Source organism: Anaerobacillus alkaliphilus (assembly GCF_004116265.1).
GTDB lineage: Bacteria > Bacillota > Bacilli > Bacillales > Anaerobacillaceae > Anaerobacillus > Anaerobacillus alkaliphilus.
On the sequence record NZ_QOUX01000042.1, the window covers coordinates 91,409 to 114,045 of the forward strand.

The 22,637-nt window shown below is 35.4% G+C and carries 26 protein-coding genes; 16 read left to right on the top strand and 10 right to left on the bottom strand.

Annotation, left to right across the window (positions count from 1 at the left end; genetic code table 11):
- The first annotated feature begins 55 nt into the window (after positions 1 to 55).
- The 3 genes from DS745_RS13325 (at position 56) to DS745_RS13335 (ending at position 2,700) form a co-directional block, all read left to right on the top strand.
- On the top strand, positions 56 to 1,192 hold the full coding sequence (locus DS745_RS13325) for a DUF445 domain-containing protein (protein ID WP_129078728.1): 1,137 nt from the start codon (positions 56 to 58) through the stop codon (positions 1,190 to 1,192).
- 113 nt (positions 1,193 to 1,305) lie between these two features.
- On the top strand, positions 1,306 to 1,653 hold the full coding sequence (locus DS745_RS13330) for a YlbF/YmcA family competence regulator (RefSeq protein ID WP_129078729.1): 348 nt from the start codon (positions 1,306 to 1,308) through the stop codon (positions 1,651 to 1,653).
- A 204-nt stretch (positions 1,654 to 1,857) separates the two neighbouring features.
- Entirely contained in the window at positions 1,858 to 2,700 is an 843-nt protein-coding gene (locus DS745_RS13335) for a Cof-type HAD-IIB family hydrolase (protein WP_129078730.1), read from the top strand.
- Positions 2,701 to 2,747: 47 nt separating this feature from the next.
- Here DS745_RS13335 and DS745_RS13340 read toward each other — a convergent pair whose 3' ends face one another.
- Positions 2,748 to 2,933 (bottom strand): YhzD family protein, encoded by a 186-nt coding sequence (locus DS745_RS13340; RefSeq protein WP_129078731.1) that lies wholly within the window; start codon positions 2,931 to 2,933, stop codon positions 2,748 to 2,750.
- A 195-nt stretch (positions 2,934 to 3,128) separates the two neighbouring features.
- Between DS745_RS13340 and DS745_RS13345 the strand changes: the two genes are divergently transcribed.
- The 7 genes from DS745_RS13345 (at position 3,129) to DS745_RS13375 (ending at position 11,529) form a co-directional block, all read left to right on the top strand.
- Complete coding sequence (locus DS745_RS13345; RefSeq protein ID WP_196121261.1) at positions 3,129 to 3,494, top strand: hypothetical protein; 366 nt, start codon at positions 3,129 to 3,131, stop codon at positions 3,492 to 3,494.
- Between the two features lie 139 nt (positions 3,495 to 3,633).
- Positions 3,634 to 4,875 (top strand): metallophosphoesterase family protein, encoded by a 1,242-nt coding sequence (locus DS745_RS13350; RefSeq protein ID WP_129078732.1) that lies wholly within the window; start codon positions 3,634 to 3,636, stop codon positions 4,873 to 4,875.
- Between the two features lie 3 nt (positions 4,876 to 4,878).
- Positions 4,879 to 7,872, top strand: a complete 2,994-nt coding sequence (locus tag DS745_RS13355) for an ATP-binding protein (RefSeq protein WP_129078733.1) — start codon at positions 4,879 to 4,881, stop codon at positions 7,870 to 7,872.
- Between the two features lie 114 nt (positions 7,873 to 7,986).
- The gene (locus DS745_RS13360; protein ID WP_129078734.1) at positions 7,987 to 8,664 is read left to right on the top strand and encodes a response regulator transcription factor; all 678 of its coding nucleotides are present in this window, start codon (positions 7,987 to 7,989) and stop codon (positions 8,662 to 8,664) included.
- Entirely contained in the window at positions 8,661 to 9,995 is a 1,335-nt protein-coding gene (locus tag DS745_RS13365) for a sensor histidine kinase (protein ID WP_129078735.1), read from the top strand. Before DS745_RS13360 ends, DS745_RS13365 begins: the two co-directional genes overlap by 4 nt.
- A 107-nt stretch (positions 9,996 to 10,102) precedes the next feature.
- Positions 10,103 to 11,047 carry a 3'-5' exoribonuclease YhaM gene (gene yhaM / locus DS745_RS13370; protein ID WP_129078736.1) on the top strand — a complete coding sequence of 315 codons (945 nt, stop codon included), beginning with the start codon at positions 10,103 to 10,105 and terminating at the stop codon, positions 11,045 to 11,047.
- A gap of 206 nt (positions 11,048 to 11,253) precedes the next feature.
- Entirely contained in the window at positions 11,254 to 11,529 is a 276-nt protein-coding gene (locus DS745_RS13375) for a sporulation YhaL family protein (protein ID WP_129078737.1), read from the top strand.
- A gap of 45 nt (positions 11,530 to 11,574) precedes the next feature.
- Here the strand turns inward: DS745_RS13375 and DS745_RS13380 are convergent, their stop codons facing one another.
- The 3 genes from DS745_RS13380 to DS745_RS13390 all read right to left on the bottom strand — a co-directional run bounded on the left by DS745_RS13380 (position 11,575) and on the right by DS745_RS13390 (position 13,023).
- Positions 11,575 to 11,697, bottom strand: coding sequence for a YjcZ family sporulation protein (locus DS745_RS13380; RefSeq protein WP_129078738.1), 123 nt, complete (start codon positions 11,695 to 11,697; stop codon positions 11,575 to 11,577).
- Positions 11,698 to 11,871: 174 nt separating this feature from the next.
- The gene (locus DS745_RS13385) at positions 11,872 to 12,744 is read right to left on the bottom strand and encodes a peptidylprolyl isomerase (RefSeq protein ID WP_129078739.1); all 873 of its coding nucleotides are present in this window, start codon (positions 12,742 to 12,744) and stop codon (positions 11,872 to 11,874) included.
- Positions 12,745 to 12,843: 99 nt separating this feature from the next.
- On the bottom strand, positions 12,844 to 13,023 hold the full coding sequence (locus DS745_RS13390) for a hypothetical protein (RefSeq protein ID WP_129078740.1): 180 nt from the start codon (positions 13,021 to 13,023) through the stop codon (positions 12,844 to 12,846).
- A gap of 96 nt (positions 13,024 to 13,119) precedes the next feature.
- Between DS745_RS13390 and DS745_RS13395 the strand changes: the two genes are divergently transcribed.
- Positions 13,120 to 13,701 carry a YpmS family protein gene (locus DS745_RS13395; protein WP_129078741.1) on the top strand — a complete coding sequence of 194 codons (582 nt, stop codon included), beginning with the start codon at positions 13,120 to 13,122 and terminating at the stop codon, positions 13,699 to 13,701.
- Between the two features lie 81 nt (positions 13,702 to 13,782).
- Positions 13,783 to 14,118 carry a DUF1878 family protein gene (locus tag DS745_RS13400; RefSeq protein WP_129078742.1) on the top strand — a complete coding sequence of 112 codons (336 nt, stop codon included), beginning with the start codon at positions 13,783 to 13,785 and terminating at the stop codon, positions 14,116 to 14,118.
- Here DS745_RS13400 and DS745_RS13405 read toward each other — a convergent pair.
- Positions 14,115 to 14,693, bottom strand: a complete 579-nt coding sequence (locus DS745_RS13405; RefSeq protein WP_129078743.1) for an HTH-type transcriptional regulator Hpr — start codon at positions 14,691 to 14,693, stop codon at positions 14,115 to 14,117. The two genes, DS745_RS13400 and DS745_RS13405, sit on opposite strands and share 4 nt — an antisense overlap.
- A 322-nt stretch (positions 14,694 to 15,015) precedes the next feature.
- On the bottom strand, positions 15,016 to 15,378 hold the full coding sequence (locus DS745_RS13410; RefSeq protein ID WP_241657825.1) for a YtxH domain-containing protein: 363 nt from the start codon (positions 15,376 to 15,378) through the stop codon (positions 15,016 to 15,018).
- Between the two features lie 159 nt (positions 15,379 to 15,537).
- Here DS745_RS13410 and DS745_RS13415 point away from each other — a divergent pair, with 159 nt between their 5' ends.
- On the top strand, positions 15,538 to 15,738 hold the full coding sequence (locus tag DS745_RS13415; protein WP_129078745.1) for a hypothetical protein: 201 nt from the start codon (positions 15,538 to 15,540) through the stop codon (positions 15,736 to 15,738).
- A gap of 63 nt (positions 15,739 to 15,801) precedes the next feature.
- Here the strand turns inward: DS745_RS13415 and serC are convergent, their stop codons facing one another.
- Positions 15,802 to 16,902: a 3-phosphoserine/phosphohydroxythreonine transaminase gene (gene serC, locus DS745_RS13420; RefSeq protein ID WP_241657826.1), complete on the bottom strand. Its 1,101-nt coding sequence runs from the start codon at positions 16,900 to 16,902 to the stop codon at positions 15,802 to 15,804.
- Between the two features lie 140 nt (positions 16,903 to 17,042).
- Complete coding sequence (locus DS745_RS13425) at positions 17,043 to 17,474, bottom strand: HIT family protein (protein WP_129078747.1); 432 nt, start codon at positions 17,472 to 17,474, stop codon at positions 17,043 to 17,045.
- A gap of 217 nt (positions 17,475 to 17,691) precedes the next feature.
- Between DS745_RS13425 and DS745_RS13430 the strand changes: the two genes are divergently transcribed.
- Genes DS745_RS13430 through DS745_RS13440 form a run of 3 tightly spaced genes read left to right on the top strand, consistent with a single transcriptional unit; the run spans position 17,692 to position 20,402 of the window.
- Positions 17,692 to 18,429, top strand: a complete 738-nt coding sequence (locus DS745_RS13430) for an ABC transporter ATP-binding protein (protein ID WP_129078748.1) — start codon at positions 17,692 to 17,694, stop codon at positions 18,427 to 18,429.
- Between the two features lie 2 nt (positions 18,430 to 18,431).
- Complete coding sequence (locus DS745_RS13435) at positions 18,432 to 19,658, top strand: ABC transporter permease (protein WP_129078749.1); 1,227 nt, start codon at positions 18,432 to 18,434, stop codon at positions 19,656 to 19,658.
- 15 nt (positions 19,659 to 19,673) lie between these two features.
- Positions 19,674 to 20,402, top strand: a complete 729-nt coding sequence (locus DS745_RS13440; RefSeq protein ID WP_129078750.1) for an EcsC family protein — start codon at positions 19,674 to 19,676, stop codon at positions 20,400 to 20,402.
- Between the two features lie 55 nt (positions 20,403 to 20,457).
- Here DS745_RS13440 and DS745_RS13445 read toward each other — a convergent pair whose 3' ends face one another.
- Both DS745_RS13445 and DS745_RS13450 read right to left on the bottom strand, forming a co-directional pair.
- Positions 20,458 to 21,633: a M20 metallopeptidase family protein gene (locus tag DS745_RS13445; protein ID WP_129078751.1), complete on the bottom strand. Its 1,176-nt coding sequence runs from the start codon at positions 21,631 to 21,633 to the stop codon at positions 20,458 to 20,460.
- A gap of 164 nt (positions 21,634 to 21,797) precedes the next feature.
- A complete protein-coding gene (locus tag DS745_RS13450; protein WP_129078752.1) occupies positions 21,798 to 22,565 on the bottom strand; it encodes a cytochrome c biogenesis CcdA family protein in 768 nt (255 codons plus the stop codon).
- Positions 22,566 to 22,637: the final 72 nt, after the last annotated feature.

Genomic DNA, 22,637 nt, shown 5'->3' on the forward strand with positions numbered 1-22,637 from the left:
GCTATCCTATGTAAATGTAGGCGTATGTGTGATTGAAAAGAAGAGGAGTGACATTGTGAACGTTGTTGTTGTAGTTATTATGATGGTTTTAGTCGGGGCTTTAATTGGAGGAGTAACAAACTCGCTAGCAATTAAGATGTTATTTCGCCCTTATCGTGCTTATTTTATTGGGAAATGGAGAGTACCTTTTACACCTGGGTTAATTCCAAAGCGTAGAGGTGAGCTGGCAGAGCAGCTTGGAAAATTAGTTGTTAACCACCTGCTAACAGCAGAAGGGTTACAGAAAAAACTACAGGACAAATTATTTCTTAATGAAATAACCGAGTGGGTACAACGAGAGGTAACAAAACTAGTCAGTAGTGAAGAAACGTTAGTTAATGTGTTAGAAAAGTGGTTTGGGATTACAAATGGAAAAGAAAAAGCTAGAGCTGGGCTTGAGCGTTGGCTAAATAAGAAGCTCAATGTTATGGTGGAAGAAATTCGCCCACTTCAATTAGAAGAAGTTGTACCTAAAGGGGTTAATGAAGCAGTAGACAAATACATACCCCAATTAACTCACCTGATCTTGGAAAAAGTTAAGAATTACTTTAACAGTCCTGAAGGGATAGATCAGCTTGCTAATATGGTTGATCGTTTTCTTCTGGCAAAAGGTACATTTGGAAATATGATCACGATGTTCTTAGGTAATGAACGGTTAGTTGACAAAATTCAGCCTGAAATTATTAAAATGCTTAATGATGAAGGTACTCATCAGCTTATTGAAGATTTTCTTACGAAGGAATGGAGAAAGGTGAAAAAACTTCGGGTAACAGATCTAGAGGAGTATATGGATGTAAATGAAGTGATGTCTTTTCTTCAGGAAAAGATCATGGATCATGTTCCATTTACAAAATTAGATAAGCCCCTAAAAGAATGGTCATTAATTATAGAACAACCTTTAATAAATGAAGTTGTTCCTTTAGCTGTCAATAAGGTGGGACAGGCTGTCTCAAGTGAATTAGTAACTTTGTTAACCAAGCTTAAGTTAGAGGATGTCGTAAGAGAACAAGTAGAACAATTTTCGGTTAGTCGATTAGAAGACATGGTACTTTCAATATCAAGACGTGAGTTAAAACTGATTACCTATTTAGGCGCATTACTAGGAGGGTTAATCGGTCTTTTTCAAGGTATTTTTATCATATTCTTAAGTTAATTCCCATAAAAGGTGAATATTGTTGGTAAAAATGTTATAGTCATGAGGTGTCTTTATAAAAAAAGCCGTTTCTAATTTTTATTGGAGAAAGGCTAAATCGGGAGGTAATCGTAATGTCAAATGCATATGATAAGGCTCATGAGCTTGGTCGAATTCTAAAAGAAAGTGATGAATTTAAGCAACTTGCTGAACTTCATTCAAAAGTAAATGAGGATGCTCAAGCGAAACAAATGTTAGAAGGATTTCGTGCCATCCAAATGGAACTTCAACAAAAGCAAATGCAAGGCATGGACCTAACAGAAGAAGAGCTTCAAAAAGCACAAAGTGTTTTTGAACTTGTTCAGCAGCACGAATTAATTGGAAAATTAATGGAAGCAGAGCAACGCATGAGTCAATTAATTGGAGACATTAACAGAATTATCGCAGAGCCTTTAGAAGAGCTTTACGGTATTGGTGAGTAAAAAAAATGGCCTTTTTGGGTCATTTGAAAAAAATGACCTTTTTGGGTCATTTTTTTTTTGTTACAGGTAAAAGGAAAACGCTAATAACTTTTGTTAATCTTAAAAAGTATCTCGCAAGGCTATTTTCAACGATCTGTTCTATTGTACCAATTTATCACATAGGCTTTTACCAAACAGCATTTGTAGTGAAAAGGGGGATCAAGAGTGGCATATCGTTTATTAGCATTAGATATAGATGGGACGCTGTTACAATCGAACCATCGTTTAGCCAAACAAACAAAGGAAGCCATTGAATATGCGAAAAGAAAAGGTGTTTATGTAACATTAGCAACGGGTAGGTCTTTTCCTTCGGCACAAAAGGTAGCAAATGCATTGAATTTGGAAACAGATATCATCACTCATGATGGAGCATTTATTGGATCGTCACTAGAAAGTCCAACATTTGAACGCAGACTAAATAATGACAAAGCTTTTCATATTGTTGAACTGTTAGAAAAACATAACTGTCATATCCGTGTCATGCACGAAAAGTTTGCGATAGGGAATAAAATACGTCAAAAGAATTTTCTGGTCGCTAAAATGACCGTAGGTATTGGTGATCCTGTATTTTATCCTGTAACATTTGTTGACTCATTGAGTAATTACTTATTATCTGATCCAGTTATGCCTCCAAAAATTCATGCGTTCTTTTTTCACGAAAAAGATCGACTAGCTGCTAAGGAAGATTTAATAAAACAAATTCCAGGAATTCACGTGACTTCTTCATCAGAAGGTGGACTTGAAATCGTTTCTGAAGGAATTTCAAAAGCTACTGGCCTACAAATTCTTGGGAAAAAATTAGGAATTAGCCTAAATAAGATGGTCGCCATAGGTGCTTATGATAATGATATTGAAATGATTACTCAAGTTGGCTTAGGAGTTGCGATGGGGAATGCACCCAAGTACATTCGTGACCAAGCAGATTGGGTAACAAGATCAAACAATCAAAATGGTGTTGCATATATGGTTAAAGAAGTATTTCGAAAACAATTAAACATGCAATTATAAGTGTGAAGAAATAGGAATCGGTTACGAACCGATTCCTATTTCTTTTATTATTGATGAAACAAGACAAGACCACCTGAAGATTTAGTAACTCTACTAGAGTATGTTTCATATTTCAGCTCAGCTATTTTACTTTCACCCAATTTTTTTGCCTCAGCATCATCTTTTGCATCAAATCTTTCATCTACTAGTACCTTACCAGTACCGTCAAAAACAGTCAGAACATAAACTGCCATCTATTACACCCCCAAAGTTGTTATACTATTAGTTTACGTTTTTGAAAAGTACAAAAGCAAATAGTTAGACTTATTGGAACAATAAGAATATGAAAAGGGAAATTTAGTTAATATTGTCGCCCAGTATTTTTTTTCTTAAAAGAATGACCAAACGCCTACCCTCTGAATATGATATCGTGGAAAGGGGAGATGGGCATGCATCATAATCAAAGTATGTATGATATTTGTAAGAACCATATGCACCGATATGTATTAGTTCAAACAGCAGGTCAACAAGCGTACGATGGCATCGTTGAAAATGTAGACGACACAAATTTATATTTAGCAGTACCTGTTGGGGAAAGTATGCAACGTGAGGGAGAGAGTGAGGATCGTTTAGTTGGAGGTGTTGGATTCGGTTACCCTGGATTCGGCTATCCAGGATTCGGATACCCTGGTTTTGGTTACCCTGGCTACGGCTATCCTGGTTTTGGTTATCCATATTCGCCACGTCGCCGTTTTCAACGTCTAATTTTGCCACTAGCAGCAATCACTGCATTATCACTAATACCATACTATTAAGGAAGCTGCTGAAAGCAGCTTTTTTTGTTAGATAAGATATCTAATAGCGAATAAAAATCTTTTATACAATCTACTTATAAGAACAAATGTTTTGTTAATAATGGTATAATATAGTCAACTTAAATTGGGTGGGGTAAAAATGAAGAAAATTCGTTTTATTCATGCAGCTGATTTGCATTTAGATAGTCCGTTTCAAGGATTAAGAGATTTGCCAAAAAGTATCGTACAAAAATTACGCGAAAGTACGTTTGATGCACTCCAAGCGTTAATTAACCATGCAATTGCTTACCAAGTTGATTTTGTAATAGTAGCTGGTGATTTATTTGATGGAGAGAATCGTAGTTTAAAAGCTCAAACGAAACTAAAAAAAGCATTGGAACAATTACATAGGCACAATATAAGCTGTTTTATTATTCATGGAAACCATGATCATCTAGGAGGAAATTGGATATCGTTAACATGGCCAAGTAATGTTTACTTCTTTAAGGATGAAATTAGTTATACAGAATATAAGAAAAGGGACGTAGTCGCACATCTATATGGATATAGCTATCCAGAAAAAACAGTGAAAGAAAATATAGTTAAATGGTTTAACAAAACTAATAGTTCTGCTGATTTTCATATAGGAATTCTCCATGGAACTGCGAGTGGACAAGAAGGGCATGATCATTATGCACCTTTTTCAGTTCAACAATTAGTGCAAAAGGAATTTGATTATTGGGCCTTGGGACATATTCACAAGAGACAGGTTTTACATGAAACGCCATTTGTAGTTTACTCTGGTAATCTTCAAGGAAGGCATAAACAAGAATTAGATGAAAAAGGGGTGTATTTAGTTGAACTTACTTCTGAAAAGTCAACATCACTAACCTTTTTACCTACATCTCCCGTTATATGGAAAGAACTAACTGTTTCTATAGATGGTATAGAAGAAGTGACTGAGTTGCAGCAACGTTGTGAGTCGCTCTTATTGGAGGCAAAAGGAAGCGGAAGTAGTTTAGTAGTCATACTTCACTTCGTTGGGAGTGGACCATTGCATAGTTTTCTCATTGAAAGAGGCGAAGAATTCATTGAAATTCTAAACTTAGGTCAGGAGAATAAACAGTATTTCACCTATGTTATAGACAAGAAACAAGATACTACAGGGGAGTGGGATAAGGAGCAACTAAAAAAGGACCAAAATTTACTAAGTGATATTATTTCTGCAGTTGAGCGATTAAAGATCGAAGAAGAACCTTTAGATAACGTACTTGATGAAGTATTTGGAAATCAAAGATTGAAAAGATTTGTAACAACCTTCTCCGACGCAGAACAAAAACAGCTTTTACTAGAAGCGGAAAGTTATCTCATCAATGAATTATTAAAAGATAGGGATGATTAGCCAATGAAAATAATAAAATTACATATTTATGGGTTTGGTCGCTTTCAAAATTATCAGATTGAATTACCAAGAGATCCAATTTTTCTCATACTTGGGGAAAATGAAGCAGGAAAATCAACCCTGATGGCTTTTATTCGTTGTATTCTATTTGGCTTTCCTACAAAGCAATCAAACGAACTTCGTTATGAACCTAGGCTTGGTGGGCGTTATGGCGGAAGTATTGTCATTGAGTCAATAAAATATGGAAGAGTTACGATCGAAAGGATTAGTGGTAAAGCGGTAGGTGACGTCAAGCTGTATTTCGAGGATGGTACCATCGGAAATGAAGTAGAGTTAAATCTTATTCTCGGTGAGATTGACAGAACGACATACAGAGGAATATATTCTTTCGGGTTAACGGACTTACAATCGCTTGAGCATCTACATTCGGATGAAATTAATAAATTTATGTTTGGTGTTGGAATTGCAGGTCGTAATAACTTATTAGAGATTGAGAAGAAAAATGAAAAAGTCCTACAAACTCTATATAAACCCACCGGTAGAAAACCGATAATTAATGAACAAGTAAGCAAGGTTATTGAAGCAGAAGAGTCAATGGCTTCTTGGCGAAAAAAACGTAATCAATATGAACAACTAACAAATGAGAGAGCGAGTTTGGCCAAGCGAATTGAAAAGGGAAATGATGTACAACTAGAATTAAATCGAAGCTATCGCTATTTTGAAAAACTTAGATCAATCGCCTTAGTTGTCCAAAATAAGAAGATGTATGAGAACAGGCTAGAGCAATTGCCTCCTTATGAACCATTCCCAGTAGATGGATTGCAGCGATTAGAGGCACTTAATGAAAATTGTGTAGAAGCCGAAGGGGAACTAAACGTTTATCGTAAAAAGCTTGAATTAATTTTTACAGAGAAACAGAAACTGGTCATCAGCTCAAATCTTACTGAGCTTGAACAATCGGTAGGTGAAGTGAAGGAATCTCGCAAGCTTTACGAGACAAAAAAGGACGAGCTTGGATTACTTTTGCAACAAATACAGTTTGAACAACAAGAATATCGGATTATGCTTGATAAGCTTGGATACGATCATGCAGACTTTGAAACAGGTTATGTTGCTGAAGAAAAACTTACAGTTCTTATCGAACAAGAAGTAAAATTGAAACAGCACCAAATTTTTCTGCAATCTCAATATGAGCAGGCGAGAAAAACCCTTGAAGAAAAAGAAAATATCGTAAAGTCGCTGAAATTGCAATTATTAGACGAAAAAACAAAACTTGATTTAGAAAGAAAAGTAGCTGAACAAAGCACAGAAAAAGACTTAAAACAGCAACTAGCTTTCATTGACAACAGTCTTCAAACACTTTCAAATCAATCGAAATATTTCCAGAAAGAAAAGAACAGTCGGTCAACACTCTTATTCGTAATAGGAATTATTACCAGTGTTCTTGGAGCGACGATCCTGATTTTTAATGACCAATGGTTATTAGCAGCTGTCTTACTTATTACGGTGGTTACAAGTTTGATACTTAGTAAATGGGCTACGAATAAATCCTTACATGCTGTATTAAATGACCTAAAACAAGAGAAGGAAAAACAAGAAGAGAATAAGCTTAAACTTCAAGAGCAACTAAAAATGAGGAACAATAGTTTATTTGAACATGATCACATGTTGTTACAAAGGGACCAAGAGAGAAGAGAACAGTTACAACTGTTGAAACAAACTTTGATTGAAGCAACTAATCACTTTGAGTATAGTTGTAAAGAGTTAGATAAATCGGAGATTACAATGACTTTTTTTCAAGAGCAACTTGGGACTTGGGCTAATGATTACCGATATCCAATTGGTCTGGATGCTACTCATTATCTAAAGTTATTAAAAATGATGGAAGAACTCAAAAAGAAAAATCGTCAAATTAGCTTTATTGAAGCAAAAGCAAGTTCTCTCAAAATGGATTTAGAAAAGTTAGAGAAAAAAGTAGAAAAATTATGTATGGGATTATCTCTACCTTATAATTTGGAAAACTTTCAGCAAAATGTTGAGCGATTATCTAATTATTTAAGTAGTGAACTAGAAAAAGAAAAGGTTGTTCAAAGATTTTCCGCAGAGGCAAACCAGTTTAAGGAAGCCATTCAGTCTGTAGAAGCAAAACGAAATCAGTATCAGTTAGAAATAGAAAAACTGTGGAAAAATGCTCATGTGAACACTGAAGAGGAATTTCGCCAAAAGGGAAACGCATGGGTAGAAAGTCAGGAAATAAAAGCAAAATTACGTGTTTACAACAGCCAAATTATCCCTGTACTAAGCTCAGATACAACGCTTGAGCAGCTAGAAAGTGATGTCTTGAGTTATCAAGATATACTCGAAGATAAGATAACTGAAATTGAAACAAACCTAACTAGTTTACGGGCAGAGGAAAGAAAGTTATTAGAGCGAGTAGCAAAAATTGAATTAGAAATAGCAGAATTAGAAGAAGGTAGTAATTATTCTCTTTCGCTACATAATTTAGAAATTGAAAAGGGAATTCTAAATGTTGAAGTGAAAAAATGGGCACTACACCGTACTGTTCAATTCTTAATTGATGAAGCCAAGAAAGTATATGAAAAAGAAAGACAACCACAAGTAGTAAAAGAAGCTACAAGAATGTTTAAGTATCTGACTGATGGAGAATATATTCAATTGACTGCCCCAATAGGTGAACAGAGATTTATTGTAGAACGCCAAGACGGCCTCAAATTTCAGCCTAATGAGCTAAGTCAAGGCACAAAAGAGCAGTTGTACCTAGCATTACGATTTGCGTTAGCAACAGTACATTCAAAGCAAACATCGTTCCCAATTTTAATGGATGACATCCTTGTGAACTTTGATAGAGAACGTAGGCTTAAGGCAATTGAACTGATAAAAGAAATTTCTAAAGAACACCAGATTATTTTCTTTACCTGCCATCCTTTTATGGCAACTGAAATTTCCAATCATCACTTCCTATTAACTGGGAAATAGACGTCAGCAATTCCTTTTCATTCCTGAAAAGGTTTGATAAAATCTACTAGGATTTTTTCTTTTTTCCGATAAAATAAGAAGTAAGGTAAATACTTAATAAAAGGGTGACAATAATTGGAAAAATATATTATAAATTTAGTAGAAGATGAAAAAAATTTAGCAGATATATTAAAAGCATACATGATCAGAGAGGGGTGGGATGTTTATCACTTTGCGGATGGACAAGATGCTTATGACGCGATTAATCACGCTACTCCACATTTATGGATCTTGGATATTATGCTTCCTAATTTGGACGGCTATCAATTATTGAAAGCAATTAAATCTAAGAGTGATACACCAGTTATTTTCATCTCCGCTAGGGATAAGGATTTAGACCGAGTGTTAGGCCTTGAGTTAGGGAGTGATGATTATTTAGCGAAACCGTTTTTGCCAGAGGAATTAATCATTCGAGTAAAAAGAATCGTGTCACGCGCCTATCATTCAACAGCCCAATCTGAGAAGAAGCGACTAGAATTGAATGGCTATTACATCGATCCTGAAACTCGAAATATCTATGATGGTAGTGAACTACTAGAGATGACAACGAAAGAGTTAGATTTGATTATCCTTCTTACTTCAAACATTGGTAAAGCATTTTCCCGAGAAGAAATTATTGAATACGTCTGGGGAACAGATTATTATGGGTCAGAACGGGCGGTTGATGATGTTGTACGAAGGGTCAGAAAAAAATTACCTCGTCTTCATGTTGAAACACTTTATGGATTTGGGTACCGGGTCTTATCATCATGAACCATGTCAACTTGACACATAGAATTTGGCTTTCCTTTATTTCGTTAATCTTCATCGTAGCATTATTGTTAGTTATTATTTATCCGATCTCAATAAAAAGTACATTAACTGGGGAAACCTACCGAATTATTGAAGAAGAACAAGATCGCTACCAAGCGCCTCAGCAAACAGCTCCACCACAGTCAGAAATTGATTTTATCACAAGAAGAGAAGCAGAACGTTCAGTGGGTCATCTTTTCTTCGTCAATCAATTTGGAAGGCTACAGGGTGATCCTGTTCCGGATGTTGTGTTAAATGAAATGAGAGATCGCTCGTCTAGACAAATGACCGACCGGGGTAGGTATGAACTAACGTACGGTGGGTCAACTGTTTTCTATGTTGTGTTAAAGATTAATACCGTCGTTGGAGAAGTGTCCCACATTTCTTACATGTGGGATTCATATCGTGACAACATGGTCAAACAGCTATGGGAACGTCTGCTTTATATTTTAATATTAGCCAGTTTACTAGGGCTCTTCCCAGCCTTTTGGTTAAAAAATTACTTGCGACAACCTCTTACACTGTTGGGGAATCATTTTGAACAGATTTCTAACCGAAATTGGCAAGAACCATTTGAATGGAAAGGTGATAAAGACTTTCAAAAACTTTCTTTTCAATTTGAACAGATGCGACAAAACTTAATGAATTATGATAAAGCACAGAAAACCTTTATTCAGCATGCTTCACATGAACTGAAAACCCCAATCATGGTTGTTAAGAGCTATGCCAAATCAGTTAAGGATGGAGTATATCCCCAAGAGAACATTGGACAAGCAATGGATGTGATCATTGAAGAAACCAATCGGATGGAAAAGCGTGTGAAAGATATGCTCTACTTTACAAAGCTAGACTCTATTAAAGAAGAAATTGTTCACCGTGATAAAATTGTCTTTGGTTCATTAGCTTACTTATTACAGGAACGCTACAGGGTTCAACGAAATGATGTCACAATCATCATTGAGGGAGCAGATGTAACGTTTAATGCAGATAAGGAACAAATACAAATTTTACTAGAAAATTTAGTAGAGAACGCATTACGTTATGCAGAAACAACAATTTGGTTAAAAGCAGAGATTGTTAATGAAACTTTAGAGATTACTGTCAAAAACAATGGTGAGCGTATACCAACTAAAGAGCTAGGTCATATATTTACACCTTTCCGTAAAGGAAACAAGGGACAATTTGGACTTGGACTGGCTATAGTAAAACGTATAGCAGAGCTTCATGGAGGTTTTCCTACTGTGAAAAATGAGGCAGAAGGAGTTAACTTTAAAATTTTCTTACCTCAATGAATTTCATAATTTCTTAGTATCGCCATTACGATACTAAATGTAAATGCCTAAGGTAATTAAGCAATTCATTTACCTTTGTAACATATTAAAAGATTGGGGGTACATTCATGCGAAAAGGGATTGTACATTATCAAACGGGTGAAAAAATAGATGGTTATCTACTAATTAAGTCGGCTACAAAAGGGCTAGCAAGTAATGGTAAGCCGTTTTTGACGCTACAACTAGGAGACCATACTGGGGAAGTAGAAGCAAAACTATGGGATTGTAATGTAGAAGACGAAGCTGCTTTTGTTAGTAGTATTATTATTCATGTAACAGGAGATATTCATGATTATCGAGGAAAACAGCAATTAAAGATAAAGGGTATTCGTCCCACTACCGCTATGGATCATGTGAAATTGGCTGATTTTCTCCAATGTGCTCCACAAGACCCTGAGGAAATGTTAGCAAAGGTAACTCAATATATTTTTGAAATGAAAAACGCAAACATTCAAAGAATCACTCGTCATCTATTAAAAAAACATCGAGAAGCATTTATTGAAGTGCCAGCAGCAACCAAGAACCATCATGAGTTCGTTTCAGGGCTAGCGTTTCACGTAGTTTCTATGCTAGATTTAGCCAAAGCATTAGCAAATTTATACCCATCATTGGATACAGATTTACTGTATTCAGGGGTTATCTTACATGATTTAGGTAAAGTCATAGAGCTGTCAGGTCCTGTTGCAACAACCTATACACTAGAAGGAAAACTCCTTGGTCATATTTCTATCATGGTAAATGAAATTGGACAAGTAGCCAAAGAGTTAGGAATAGATGGTGAAGAGGTTATGATTTTACAGCATCTTGTGTTGAGTCACCATTCAAAAGGTGAATGGGGAAGTCCGAAAGCACCTTTAATCCGAGAAGCAGAAATGCTCCACATGATTGATAATATAGACGCGAAAATGAATATGCTAGATCGTGCGTTAGAGAGAGTAAAGCCAGGCGAATTTAGTGATAAAGTATATGCCATGGACAACCGTAGTTTCTATAAACCTACTTTTCAGGAATGAAAAAATTATGAATTATGAATTATGAATTATGAATTATGAATTATGAATTATGAATTATGAATTATGAATTATGAATGGCGAGAGAGTTGCTTCGAAGCTCTACTAAATCCAATTGACAATTCAAAATTCATAATTTAAATAGGCATATCTATTAATAGAGTAGAATAGACTACTAGTAAGAAAACTATTAATAGAGGTGGTATTATATGAATCCAGTAAAATTTGTAGGAGCTTTAATAGGAGGACTTTTAGTGCTATTCGTTATTCGGATATTACTTCTCACAACTCCAATGGCAGCTTTTGTTCAAATGAGCCCTTGGTGGGTGTATTTACTAATTGGCGGAATTTTCATTAGTGGTTATCTTTCGTTTAAATATGAAAAAGAAGACCGAGAAACTGAGCAACGCTGGATTGAACAAGAAGGTGAAGCGTTTATGGAGCCAATTCGTAAACGTCGCCAAGATAACCAAACAATTAATTAAAACATAAAAGGAGCTGACGCAGGTCAGCTCCTTTCACTGTTTTAATTAGTAACCATAACCAACGTATGCTGTACCGATGATTACTAATAAGATAAATAGAACTAGGATTAATGCAAATCCTGCTCCTGCTCCACCTGTAACTGGTGCTCCTGTGAAACATCCTGCCATGTTAAATCACCCTTTCAGAAAGTTTAGGAGGTCTTAGCCTCTTAATCACTGTATGTAATACATGAGTGATTCGTACTGGGCAGAAATGGAATTCTGCATTTCGGTGAGGGATACCCTATATGCAAAAGGAAAAAGACTAAGCTTCTCTAGGAAGCATAGTCCTGTTAAATATTTCTAACGATCAAATACATGCTTAAATTGCTCGTCTTTAATCTGAACATTAGCTGTGTCCATTATTTCGCGCTGAACCTCTTCAAGTGGACGGGCTTGTCTTCTTGCTAGCAATGCCTCAAGTTCATCTTTTACATCCTCAAAAGACTCTTCAAAAGGAGTACGTTCAGTAACTTTAATGATATGGTAACCAAAATCAGATTGAACAGGGTCACTAATTTCTCCAACAGCTAGAGAAAATGCTGCTTGTTCAAATTCTGGTACCATTCGACCACGTTCAAACGAACCTAAGCTTCCACCTGCTGCACCACTTCCAGGGTCAATAGAGTACTCTTGGGCTAGTTCAGCAAAATCTTCGCCCTGATTAAGTTTAGCTAAGATTTCTTCAGCTGTTTCTAGGTCCTGTACTAAAATATGGCTCGCTTCTAACTCGCGACCAGCTTCATATTCCGCACGAACCTCCTCTTCAGTAACTACAGCGCCTTCTGAAGCAACCTTTTGTACAACTAAATGTTGCATAACTAAATTACGGAAATCTTCAATGCTTGAAAATCCTTGCGTGTTTAAAAAGCTCAAGAAAGCTTCATCTTCACCTAAGTCATAAGCATCACGGACTTCGTTCAGTTCTTTATCAATGTCTTCGTCAGTAACATTAAGTCTTTGTGCATGTGCAGCAAATATTTTGTCTTGTACTAAAGAAAAAAGGACAGCTTCTCCATGTTTTTCCTTAAGTGCTTCAACAAATTCTGCTTCTGTAATTGCTTGCCCCTCAATTTCTGCTACAATGTTGCTTTCAGTGTCACCATTACTATTACCATTACAAGCTGTAAGTGCAATAAGACCTGTTAAAGCTATTGCTGTAACCAATTTCTTCATTTTGCAACTCTCCTTAAACTATCTTCTAATTCGGCACAATGAATACTATAGCATAAATTTGTTAGAAATAAAAAAAATAAATTAAAAATCCTCTTCACTTTATGTGAAGAGGATTTTTATATATGATGATGTTAGTAGTATTGTAATTAAGACATTAATTGTCCGAAATACTTTAGGTTGTTTTTCTTCAGGAATTTCTTTTTGAAGACATAAAGTATTGGTCATTGAATTAATCATAAATAAAATAAATAATGCAAAAGGAAAATAAAAAATTAGCATTAGTTACCTCCATTCAGTAGGATACCATCTATAACTTTATCAAATTTTCTTTAAAAAAGATAGCTTTTTACCTTAAAATATAAAGGAGTTGATACTTTGGGGAAAAATAAAAATTGGTGGAAACTTGCATTTTTTTGCCTAACAAGTAGCTTATTATTACTGATTGTTATATTATTGGTTACGTTTTATCTCCTATTCCCGGCATCCACAAATTATGGGTATGACAGTTATCAGTCAAGTGGAGAGACTTTGTTTGTTATTACAACAACAAAAGAAAAGCTTAATTACTTTTTGGCGGAACAAATTACACGTGACCACGGACGGAATTTTCAAATTATCTTAGATGAACACGTATTGTTAGAAGCTGCTGTCCCACTGCTCGGAAGAACTGTCCCATTTCAATTGTATTTGCAGCCTGAAGTACAAGGTGGGAATTTGGCATTGAGAAGTGAAAAATTTCAAATTGGAGAATTCCGATTACCATCTGAAACGCTGTTTAGACTTATCAAGAACACCATTAGTTTTCCTGAATGGATCCTGGTTGATGTGAATGAGGAAATGATATTTTTAAGGCTAAATGATATAGAGGCATTAGAAACAATGTATATTAGAATAATAAAATTTGATTTAGAAAGCGATCAAATTGAATTTGAACTGGTGTCTAAGGGTAATAATTAATAACAAGGACACACGTTTTCACATGTTGCCACTCCTGCGAGAACTCATGTATAATGACAAATCATACGAAAGGGGATTATTATGGAAACAAATGAAGATAAAATGCTAAGATTAGAGTTCTATCAAGAACTTTTTCTGTCTGTAATTAATAACTCCTACCCTTTTTATGCACTAATCATTAAACATGAGCTTTCAAAAAAAGAAGTTGAGGAAATTTATGTTCTCTGTACAAAATTAAACAATGAGTATAAAAGGCAAAAAGAAGAGGGATTTGTTACGTTTCTCCCTCTTCTCACACACTTTGTTGGTATGCTTAATTATAAGTTAAATCCACATAAAACAATAGATGCTTTGTACGAACAAGGCATCTATCAAGGGTTGATGGCTGAGTTTATTTCAATTATCCAGAAAAATTAAATTGTTTCAGCATTCGCACTAGGCTTTGCAATTAACTTCCCATTTTCCTCACTAAAATCTTGTTCCATTTTTTCAAGTGTTTTTTCAAAGATTAGCATGAAATCTGCCCCGTAAATATGTCTGACAATAGTCATTAGCTCTGAAAATTCCGGAAATCTTCCATAAAGCTCTTTAATCGGCAATGACCCCTCATATACACCATTATTCTTCGGATCGTATACTTCTAAAGTGTCTAAGAGTAGTCTTTCGCCCTCAGCAGTTAAGTATACATATGTGTTACGCTTGTCATTTTGTTTCTTTGAGAATGTAAGTAATCCTCTTTCCTCTAATTTTTTTGAGAAATTAAAGGCTGTAGATACATGCATGACACCAAATTTCGCAATATCAGAAATGGAGGCCCCCTCCAGTTGATAAGCAATAAGTAGAATATGATGTTCATTAATGTTTAATTCAAACGGCTTAATCCAGTTTTGCCAATCCTTTTCCGTGGACTTCCATAAAGCTTTACTTAATTGAGCCACTTTATGAGAAAATATAATTGATTGTTTAATGGAGTATGGCGCACTTTTATCCATATAAAACCTCCGTATAAATATGAATTGATGATACAAAGAGTAAAGCAATTTAGAATTTTCATTATTTTTTCAGTAAAATGTTATTTACATAATAGCATATTATCTAAACTAATAACAACATAAAATTGAATTTATTTTATTTTTCTGAAAATATGCACTGCAGTAGAGCTTTAAAGGAGAAGTTTTTAGAATTTATGTGCCAAATAGACAAAAAAGGCTCCCGTCATAATGAATGACTTGAAGCCAAGTTATGTCTTTTTTGCTTTAATTTTGTGACATTCTCAGCAATTGCTAAAGGATTACTTAGCTTTTGTAACAAGTATTAGGTTAATGGTCTTTTGATTTCTTTTTCAAGTTGATCAATGGTCTCATGGAGTTCTTGAATACTCTTTTGGATGTCATTCATTGTAGGTTCAACATCCTTTTTCCACTCATTAATTGAGTTTTTAACATCAGACGTAACTGTCTTAAAAGTTGAAGCCCCATCTTTTGCCACGGATTCTACCTGGTTTCTAAGTTGAACTGTCTTTTCTCGAACATTGGTGAGAGAAGTCATAAGATTGTTGACATTGCTAACTACTAATTGTTGTACTTCATTTCCTGATTTTGGAGTAGATAGCAAAGCAATTGTCCCACCGATAACACTTCCTGTGATAAAACCGTAGAATAGCGATTTTCCATTCATAATTTTCACCAATCCTTTCCTCTTTAGGGTTTTCCGTTTTTTTATTAGATTATCACACTTTGCCCAATCTTTGAATATAATTATAATATTTCAATAATATTCTTTTGCCCACAGTACTAATGAGCTTAAAAAAAGATGCATAAAGGGGAGGGAATGAAAATGTATGGTTTTGTCTTTGGATTATTCGCTTTAGCGCTACTCTTCATGTATGGAATGATTCACACGTTCTCTTTAGTCAAGAAAATGAAATTTGAAATAGAACATAGAGAGATGTATATAAGATATGGTAGAATGCTGGGCTTCTATGGGTGTGTAAGCTTTCTCATAGGTATTATTTTCTACGTATATGGAGTTGGATGATCTTAGAGAATGAAAATAAGACTGCCTCTTTAGTCCATAGACCTTGAGGCAGAGCTACATTTTTTAGTTAGTTTGATTTTCTTCTTTAAACATTATCATAAATTGCTGAAGTGCTTTACACGCCTCATAAGGAACAGCGTTATATAGTGATGCTCTACAGCCACCAACAGAGCGATGGCCATTTAAACCAATAAATCCAGCTTCCTTAGCCTCTGCGAGGAATTTCTTGTCTAATTCATTTGTAGGTAACTGGAAGGTGACATTCATTAATGAACGACTGTCTTTCTCCGCATGACCTCTATAAAAACCGTTACTTTGGTCAATCACATCATATAGTAGTGATGCTTTAATCTCGTTAGCGGTGGCTATCTCCTTGACCCCACCAAGGTCTTTGACCCAGTGTAATACCTTGTTCAACATATAAATTGAGAAGGTTGGTGGGGTATTGTAGAGTGAATTGTTTATCGCATGTGTATCGTATCTAAGAACTGTTGGAATTGAACTAGATGATACTTTTTCTAGCAAGTCTTTACGGACAATTACAACTGTAACCCCAGAAGGCCCTAGATTTTTCTGAGCCCCTGCATATATCATTGCAAATCTTTCAATTGGTAGCGGTTTACTTAATATATCGCTGGACATATCAGCAATTAGCATTGAATCCTTAGTTTCAGGAAAATCCTTCCACTGGGTTCCGTAAATCGTGTTGTTGGATGTTATGTGTAAGTAAGCATCCTCGGGAGAGACAATTAGTTCAGATAAGTTAGGTATTCGACTGTAGTTTTCTTCCTTCGTACTTGCAGCAACTGTTGTAGCACGTCCTAAGATCTTTGCTTCTTTTAGAGCCTTTTCTGACCAAACGCCTGTAAGAACATAATTTCCTATTTCGTTCCCATTTAGAAAATTCATTGGGACCATAGTGAATTGTAGACTAGCGCCTCCTTGTAAAAAGAGGATTTCATAGTTTTCAGGAATGTTTAATAGCTCTTTTAATAAGCTTTGTGCCTCGTTGTGAATAGTTTCAAATTCTTTGCTTCTATGGCTGAGCTCCATCACAGACATTCCAGTATCACGAAAATTCAGTAGTTCCTCTTGTGCCTGTTGTAACACTATTTCTGGTAGTGCAGAAGGACCAGCATTAAAATTGTACGCTCGTTTCACGATTTCACTCCCTAACTTATACATTCACACTTTAAATGGTTAAAATTTATTTATATCCTAACATGCAGAAGTCCAATAGGCTATATGTTTTTTCATTATTCTTAAAATTTTTAAATAGAAAAAAACTAGCCATGAGGCTAGTTTTACTTTAGAGATGAAGATATGTCTTTCGCAATTTGCTTAAGGTCTTCCCCTGAATACTGGCTGCTATGGTCTTTCCATACAGCGCCAAAGCCATCCCCCTTCCCGTAGCGGGGAAGCAGATGTAAATGATAATGGAAAACAGTTTGTCCAGCGGCTTTACCGTTGTTATTTAATATGTTCAGTCCTAATGGTTGAAATGCATCTTTTATTGCATTAGCAATTTTCGGAACCACACTAAATAATTCTTTTGCTGTTTCTGGCTTTAATTCAAAAATATTTTCTTGATGAAGTTTTGGAATAACGAGTGTATGTCCTTTAGAAACTTGACTAAGATCGAGGAATGCTAGGACATGTTCATTTTCGAAAACTTTTGCTGCGGGAATTTCACCATTAACGATTTTGCAAAAAATACAGTTGTCATGGTTTGACATTGTAATCACCCTTTCAAAACCTTTTATTCTAACCATTGTATCCTAAATAACTAAAGAATATTTTCTATTATAGCTAATTTTTCCATAACTAGTTTTAAAAAATCAAGTAAAAGGTTGACCTTTTTGGTTTTTATAAAGTAGTAGGTAATTACCAATCATCACGAAAATCTGATAGTATAGTAATAGTGTAAATTTTTTCTAAATAAGGAGAAATGGGATGAATAAACTATTACAGTTGGATCGACTACATGGCGGCTATCATAAGGGTAAGCCTGTTTTGCATGATATTTCTTTTTCCGTTAATAAAGGGGAAATTGTTGGATTAATTGGGTTAAATGGTGCTGGAAAGAGTACGACGATAAAACATATTCTAGGTTTAATGGAGGCTCAGACAGGTGAAATTCGCATTAACGGCAAGAAGTTTCTAGACGACCCTAACGAATATCGTCGTTCGTATGCGTATATTCCTGAGACACCCATATTATATGAAGACTTAACATTACAGGAACATTTACAAGTTACGGCAATGGCATATGGTTTAACCGAAGAGGAACTAAAGGAAAGAAGTACATATCTATTAAAAGAGTTTCGCATGGAAAAAATGCTTAATTGGTTTCCAGGGCACTTTTCAAAAGGGATGCGCCAAAAAGTGATGATCATGTGTGCCTTTTTATTGTATCCACCTCTTTATATTGTCGATGAACCATTTATTGGTTTAGACCCAATCGCTATTAAATCTTTACTAAATCATATTGTGTCTATGAAAGAAAGAGGAGCGGGGATTCTCATGTCTACTCATATACTTTCGACAGCAGAGAGGTATTGTGATCGCTTTATCATGCTTCATCACGGAAAAATCATTGTAGAAGGAACTCTAGAAGAGCTACGAGAAAAAACAAACATGCCAAAGGCTGCGCTAGATGACATCTATATTGAAATTACGAAGGAAGATTAATTATGAATAGTATTCAAGCTTTATGGAGTAATCGTGTAAAAGAATACTGGAACATGGCGATACGTTATTTGCGCTTAATCGGTAATAGTGGATTTTTATTTGCTATCTATATCGGGATTATCGTGGGAAGTTATTATTATAGTGAATTACTTAAGTGGCTACCTGAATGGTTTCCTGCAACATTGTTCCTGGCTTTAGTTACCGCGGTACTATTAACGAAAAGTCCAATAAGAACGTTTGTTAAAGAAGGTGATTTAGTATTTTTATCACCTATCGAAGGGAAATTAGGTTCATACTTTAGATCATCTTTTTACTACTCTTTAATCATTCAAGCTTTTGTCATCACACTTGTCATGGTGTTACTAACACCATTGTACCGATATTTTATCGTAGATGATGCGAAATCGCTTTTGTTTGTCCTTACCATTCTGTTTGTAAGTAAGGCTTGGAACCTCTTAGCGCAGTGGGAAGAGGGGAGGTTGCTATTTACAAGTGGACGTTTCTCTCATCGAGTTGGAAGATTCATGATAAATATTGTGTTAACTTATTTGATGTTTGTTGGAGCCTCTCTTTATTTCTTGGTAGCTATTCTGATCATTAAGGGGCTGTTATTGTTCGTTTATTACCAACACATGAAGAAACAGCATAGTTTAAAATGGGAGTATTTAATTGAAACAGAAGAACGTATGGTCATGTCATTTTATCGGATCGCCAATATGTTTACAGATGTGCCAAAGTTGAGCACGAAGGTTAAAAGGAGAAAGCTGTTAAGTTCAATTCCAAATATGCTTGCCTTTGGTCAATTATCGACATTCAAGTACTTGTACCTAAAATCATTCTTTAGAGCAAATGATTATTTTGGTGTGTATCTTCGTTTATTACTTATCGGAATTGTCTTTGTCTTTTATGTTCAATTTGATTACGGGAAGGTTTTTATAGCTATCCTTTTTCTCTATATGTCAGCACTACAACTATCAACTCTGATTAATCATCATAATCTCAAAATGTGGACGGACTTGTACCCGATTGATAGGGAGTTACGTACTCAGTCCTTTACTACGATTGTATTTTCATTGTTATCGGTAAAAACGGTTGTTTTTACACTGGCAACAATTGTAGCAACTACTTCTTATTTAGAACCAATTCTTGTACTTTTACTAGGAATATTTGTTAGTTATGCATATTCGTTTATTATGTTACGTAAGAAAGTGATAAGTAATTTTACCTAGAAAGGAATTCTTATCGTGCCATTTTATGAGGAAAAAACTAGGCGAGAGTTAGCAGAGTGGGAAAAAAAGCTACTTAAGGAAGGGTTTTTTGCGAAAAAATATGCTAAAACAATTCAAACAAAAATTAACGAACGTATCCCAGAAAAGATACACCAGCTGTTTACAACTAGTATAAAAAATATGGTCCAGGCAACCTTAGTTGGTTCGGAAATCACGTCGAAAACGATCCCTCTTGAGAAAGCTACTCTTGAAGAACGTGAAAAAAAATTAGAGGAGACCATCAAGTTTTATAAAAAAACGGCTGCAGTAGAGGGAGCTGGAACTGGTGCAGGAGGAATTCTCCTGGGTATGGTGGATTTCCCCTTACTATTATCAATAAAAATGAAGTTTCTATTTGAAGCAGCTAGTTTGTATGGATTTGATGTGAAGGATTACCGGGAGCGGTTGTATATTTTATACTTATTTCAGCTTGCTTTTTCAAGCGATACCAAAAAGAAACAAGTGTACCAGAAACTTAAAAACTGGGATGAGTTGAAAATTCAATTACCTGAGAAAGAAGTATATTTAGAAGAGATTAACTGGAAAGAGTTTCAGCTTGAGTATCGTGATCATATTGATTTAATAAAAATGCTTCAACTAATTCCTGGTTTTGGTGCTATTGTTGGAGCCTTTGCCAATTATCATTTCCTTGAGGTTCTAGGCGAAACTGCCAAAAATGGCTACAGAATGAGACTACTGAAATAAAAAAAGAGTTGATGAGGGAAAATGAACTTTCATCAACTCTTTTTTGTGTAGAATATTATTCTTTTGTATAATGCAGTGCTAGCTCTCCGAGTAATTTAGCAGAAATTAGTAATGACTTTTCATCAATATCAAATTTAGGGTGATGATGTGGATAAGCTCTGTCCCATGTCGAGTCCTTTGCCCCTGTAAAGAAGAAAGCACCCTTTACGTGGTGAAGATAATAAGAGAAATCCTCGCCGCCCATTTGTGGAACCATATCTTCTACCTCATCGACACCAGGAATATTTTGAGCTAATACAGCTACTTGAAGTGCCTCATCATGGTGGTTAATTAGTGCAGGGTAACCCTTTTCATAGACTACGTTTCCACTAACATCTCCCGCTAAACATATACCTTCTACAACTCTTTTAATCTCATTTTCCAATGCTGTTTGAACACGTTCATTAAAAGAACGAGCAGTTCCAACTATTTTTACACTATCAGCAATTACATTGAAGGCGTTCTTGGCTTCAAAAGAACCAACTGAGACAACTGCAGATTCCATTGGACTAATTCTTCGGCTTACGATTTGTTGTAGTGCGAGTACGATCTGAGCACCAATAACAATAGAGTCTTTAGTTTCGTGTGGTTTTGCACCGTGCCCACCTTGTCCCTGAACGGTAATTTCAAATCGATCAGCTGCGGCCATGATAGGACCTGTTTTATATTGTATTTTTCCTGTAGGTTCAGTTGCCCAGAGATGTGTTCCAAAAATATAATCTACGCCATCTAAGCAACCATCTTCAATCATTGCAATTGCACCACCTGGAGCCAACTCCTCAGCGTGTTGATGGATGAAAACAATCGTTCCTGATAACTCATCTTTTAATGAGTTTATTGCTTTAGCTAAACCTAGTAAGCTAGCAGTGTGACCATCATGTCCACATGCATGCATGACTCCAGGTACTTTTGATTTATAAGGTACATCTTTTTCATCTTGAATAGGAAGAGCATCAAAATCAGCTCGTAAGGCAACGGTTTTTCCAGGTTTGTTGCCTCGAAGGGTTGCAACGACACCGCGTCCACCAACATTTTCTTGAACCTCATGGCCTAACTCTCTGTGGAAATCAGCAATAAGTTTAGGAGTCTTAACTTCATGAAAGGATAGTTCAGGATTTTCATGGAGATGACGACGAAGTGAGACTATTTCTTCAAAATTCTCATCGATTGCTTTAAAAAGGTTTTCTTTCATGTGTAACCTCCGTTTTGTAAACATCCGTTAATTGATTTATATTTTCTTAATTTTAGCAGGATCTCTTAAAAATAGAAACAGTTAAGTATATGTGTTAACACTTAAGTTAAAGCCAATAAAAAAGAACATTTCAAAGTGAAATGTTCCTACATGTGCTATTAAGTTTAAAAGTTAAATGGAATAAACTGCGCCAAATACCCTGATAGTCTTGCAAATAGCCCTGTGTAAAGTAAAACACCTAAAACTACCATGATACCACCACTTACTTTTTGGATAGTTGGAATGAACTTATTGATCTTTCTAATTTTATTTAATGATCTTGAGTAAAGTATGGCTACAATTAGAAAAGGTATACCTAAACCAACTGAGTAGATGAATAATAAGAACATACCAGACGCCATTGTTCCGCTTTGAGCTGCTAAAATTAGAATTGAAGATAAAACAAGACCAATACATGGTGACCAACCAGCCCCGAAAACAAAGCCAAACATTACTGACCCGATAAAACTCATTGATTTCTTCGGCTTCGTATGTAGGCGCTTTTCATTCATTAGCATCTTAATTGAGAATAACCCTAGCATTTGTAGACCTAACACAACAATAATAATCCCGCCAATCTTCTCTAGGAGTTCCCGGTTTTTCATGAAGACTTGACCGATAAATGTACTTGATGCACCTAATAATAAAAAGATAATTGTAAAGCCAAGGATGAACCCAAGACTTCTTGAAATAATCATTCTTCTGTCTGCATTGACTTGGTTATTAGATATTTGTGTACCAGTTAACTGCGCTAAGTAAGCTGGTACTAACGGGAAAACACATGGTGATAAAAAGGAGATAACACCAGCGAATAAGGCTAACCAGATTGAAATAAACGTAAATTCAGTTATTACCAAAGAAAACACCTCTTTATAGTTTGGAGTATAGAGCATAAGGGAAAAGAACTATTCATATATTTTCTCATTAACAGTTGACCCTATTTATACAATAATCGATATTTACTA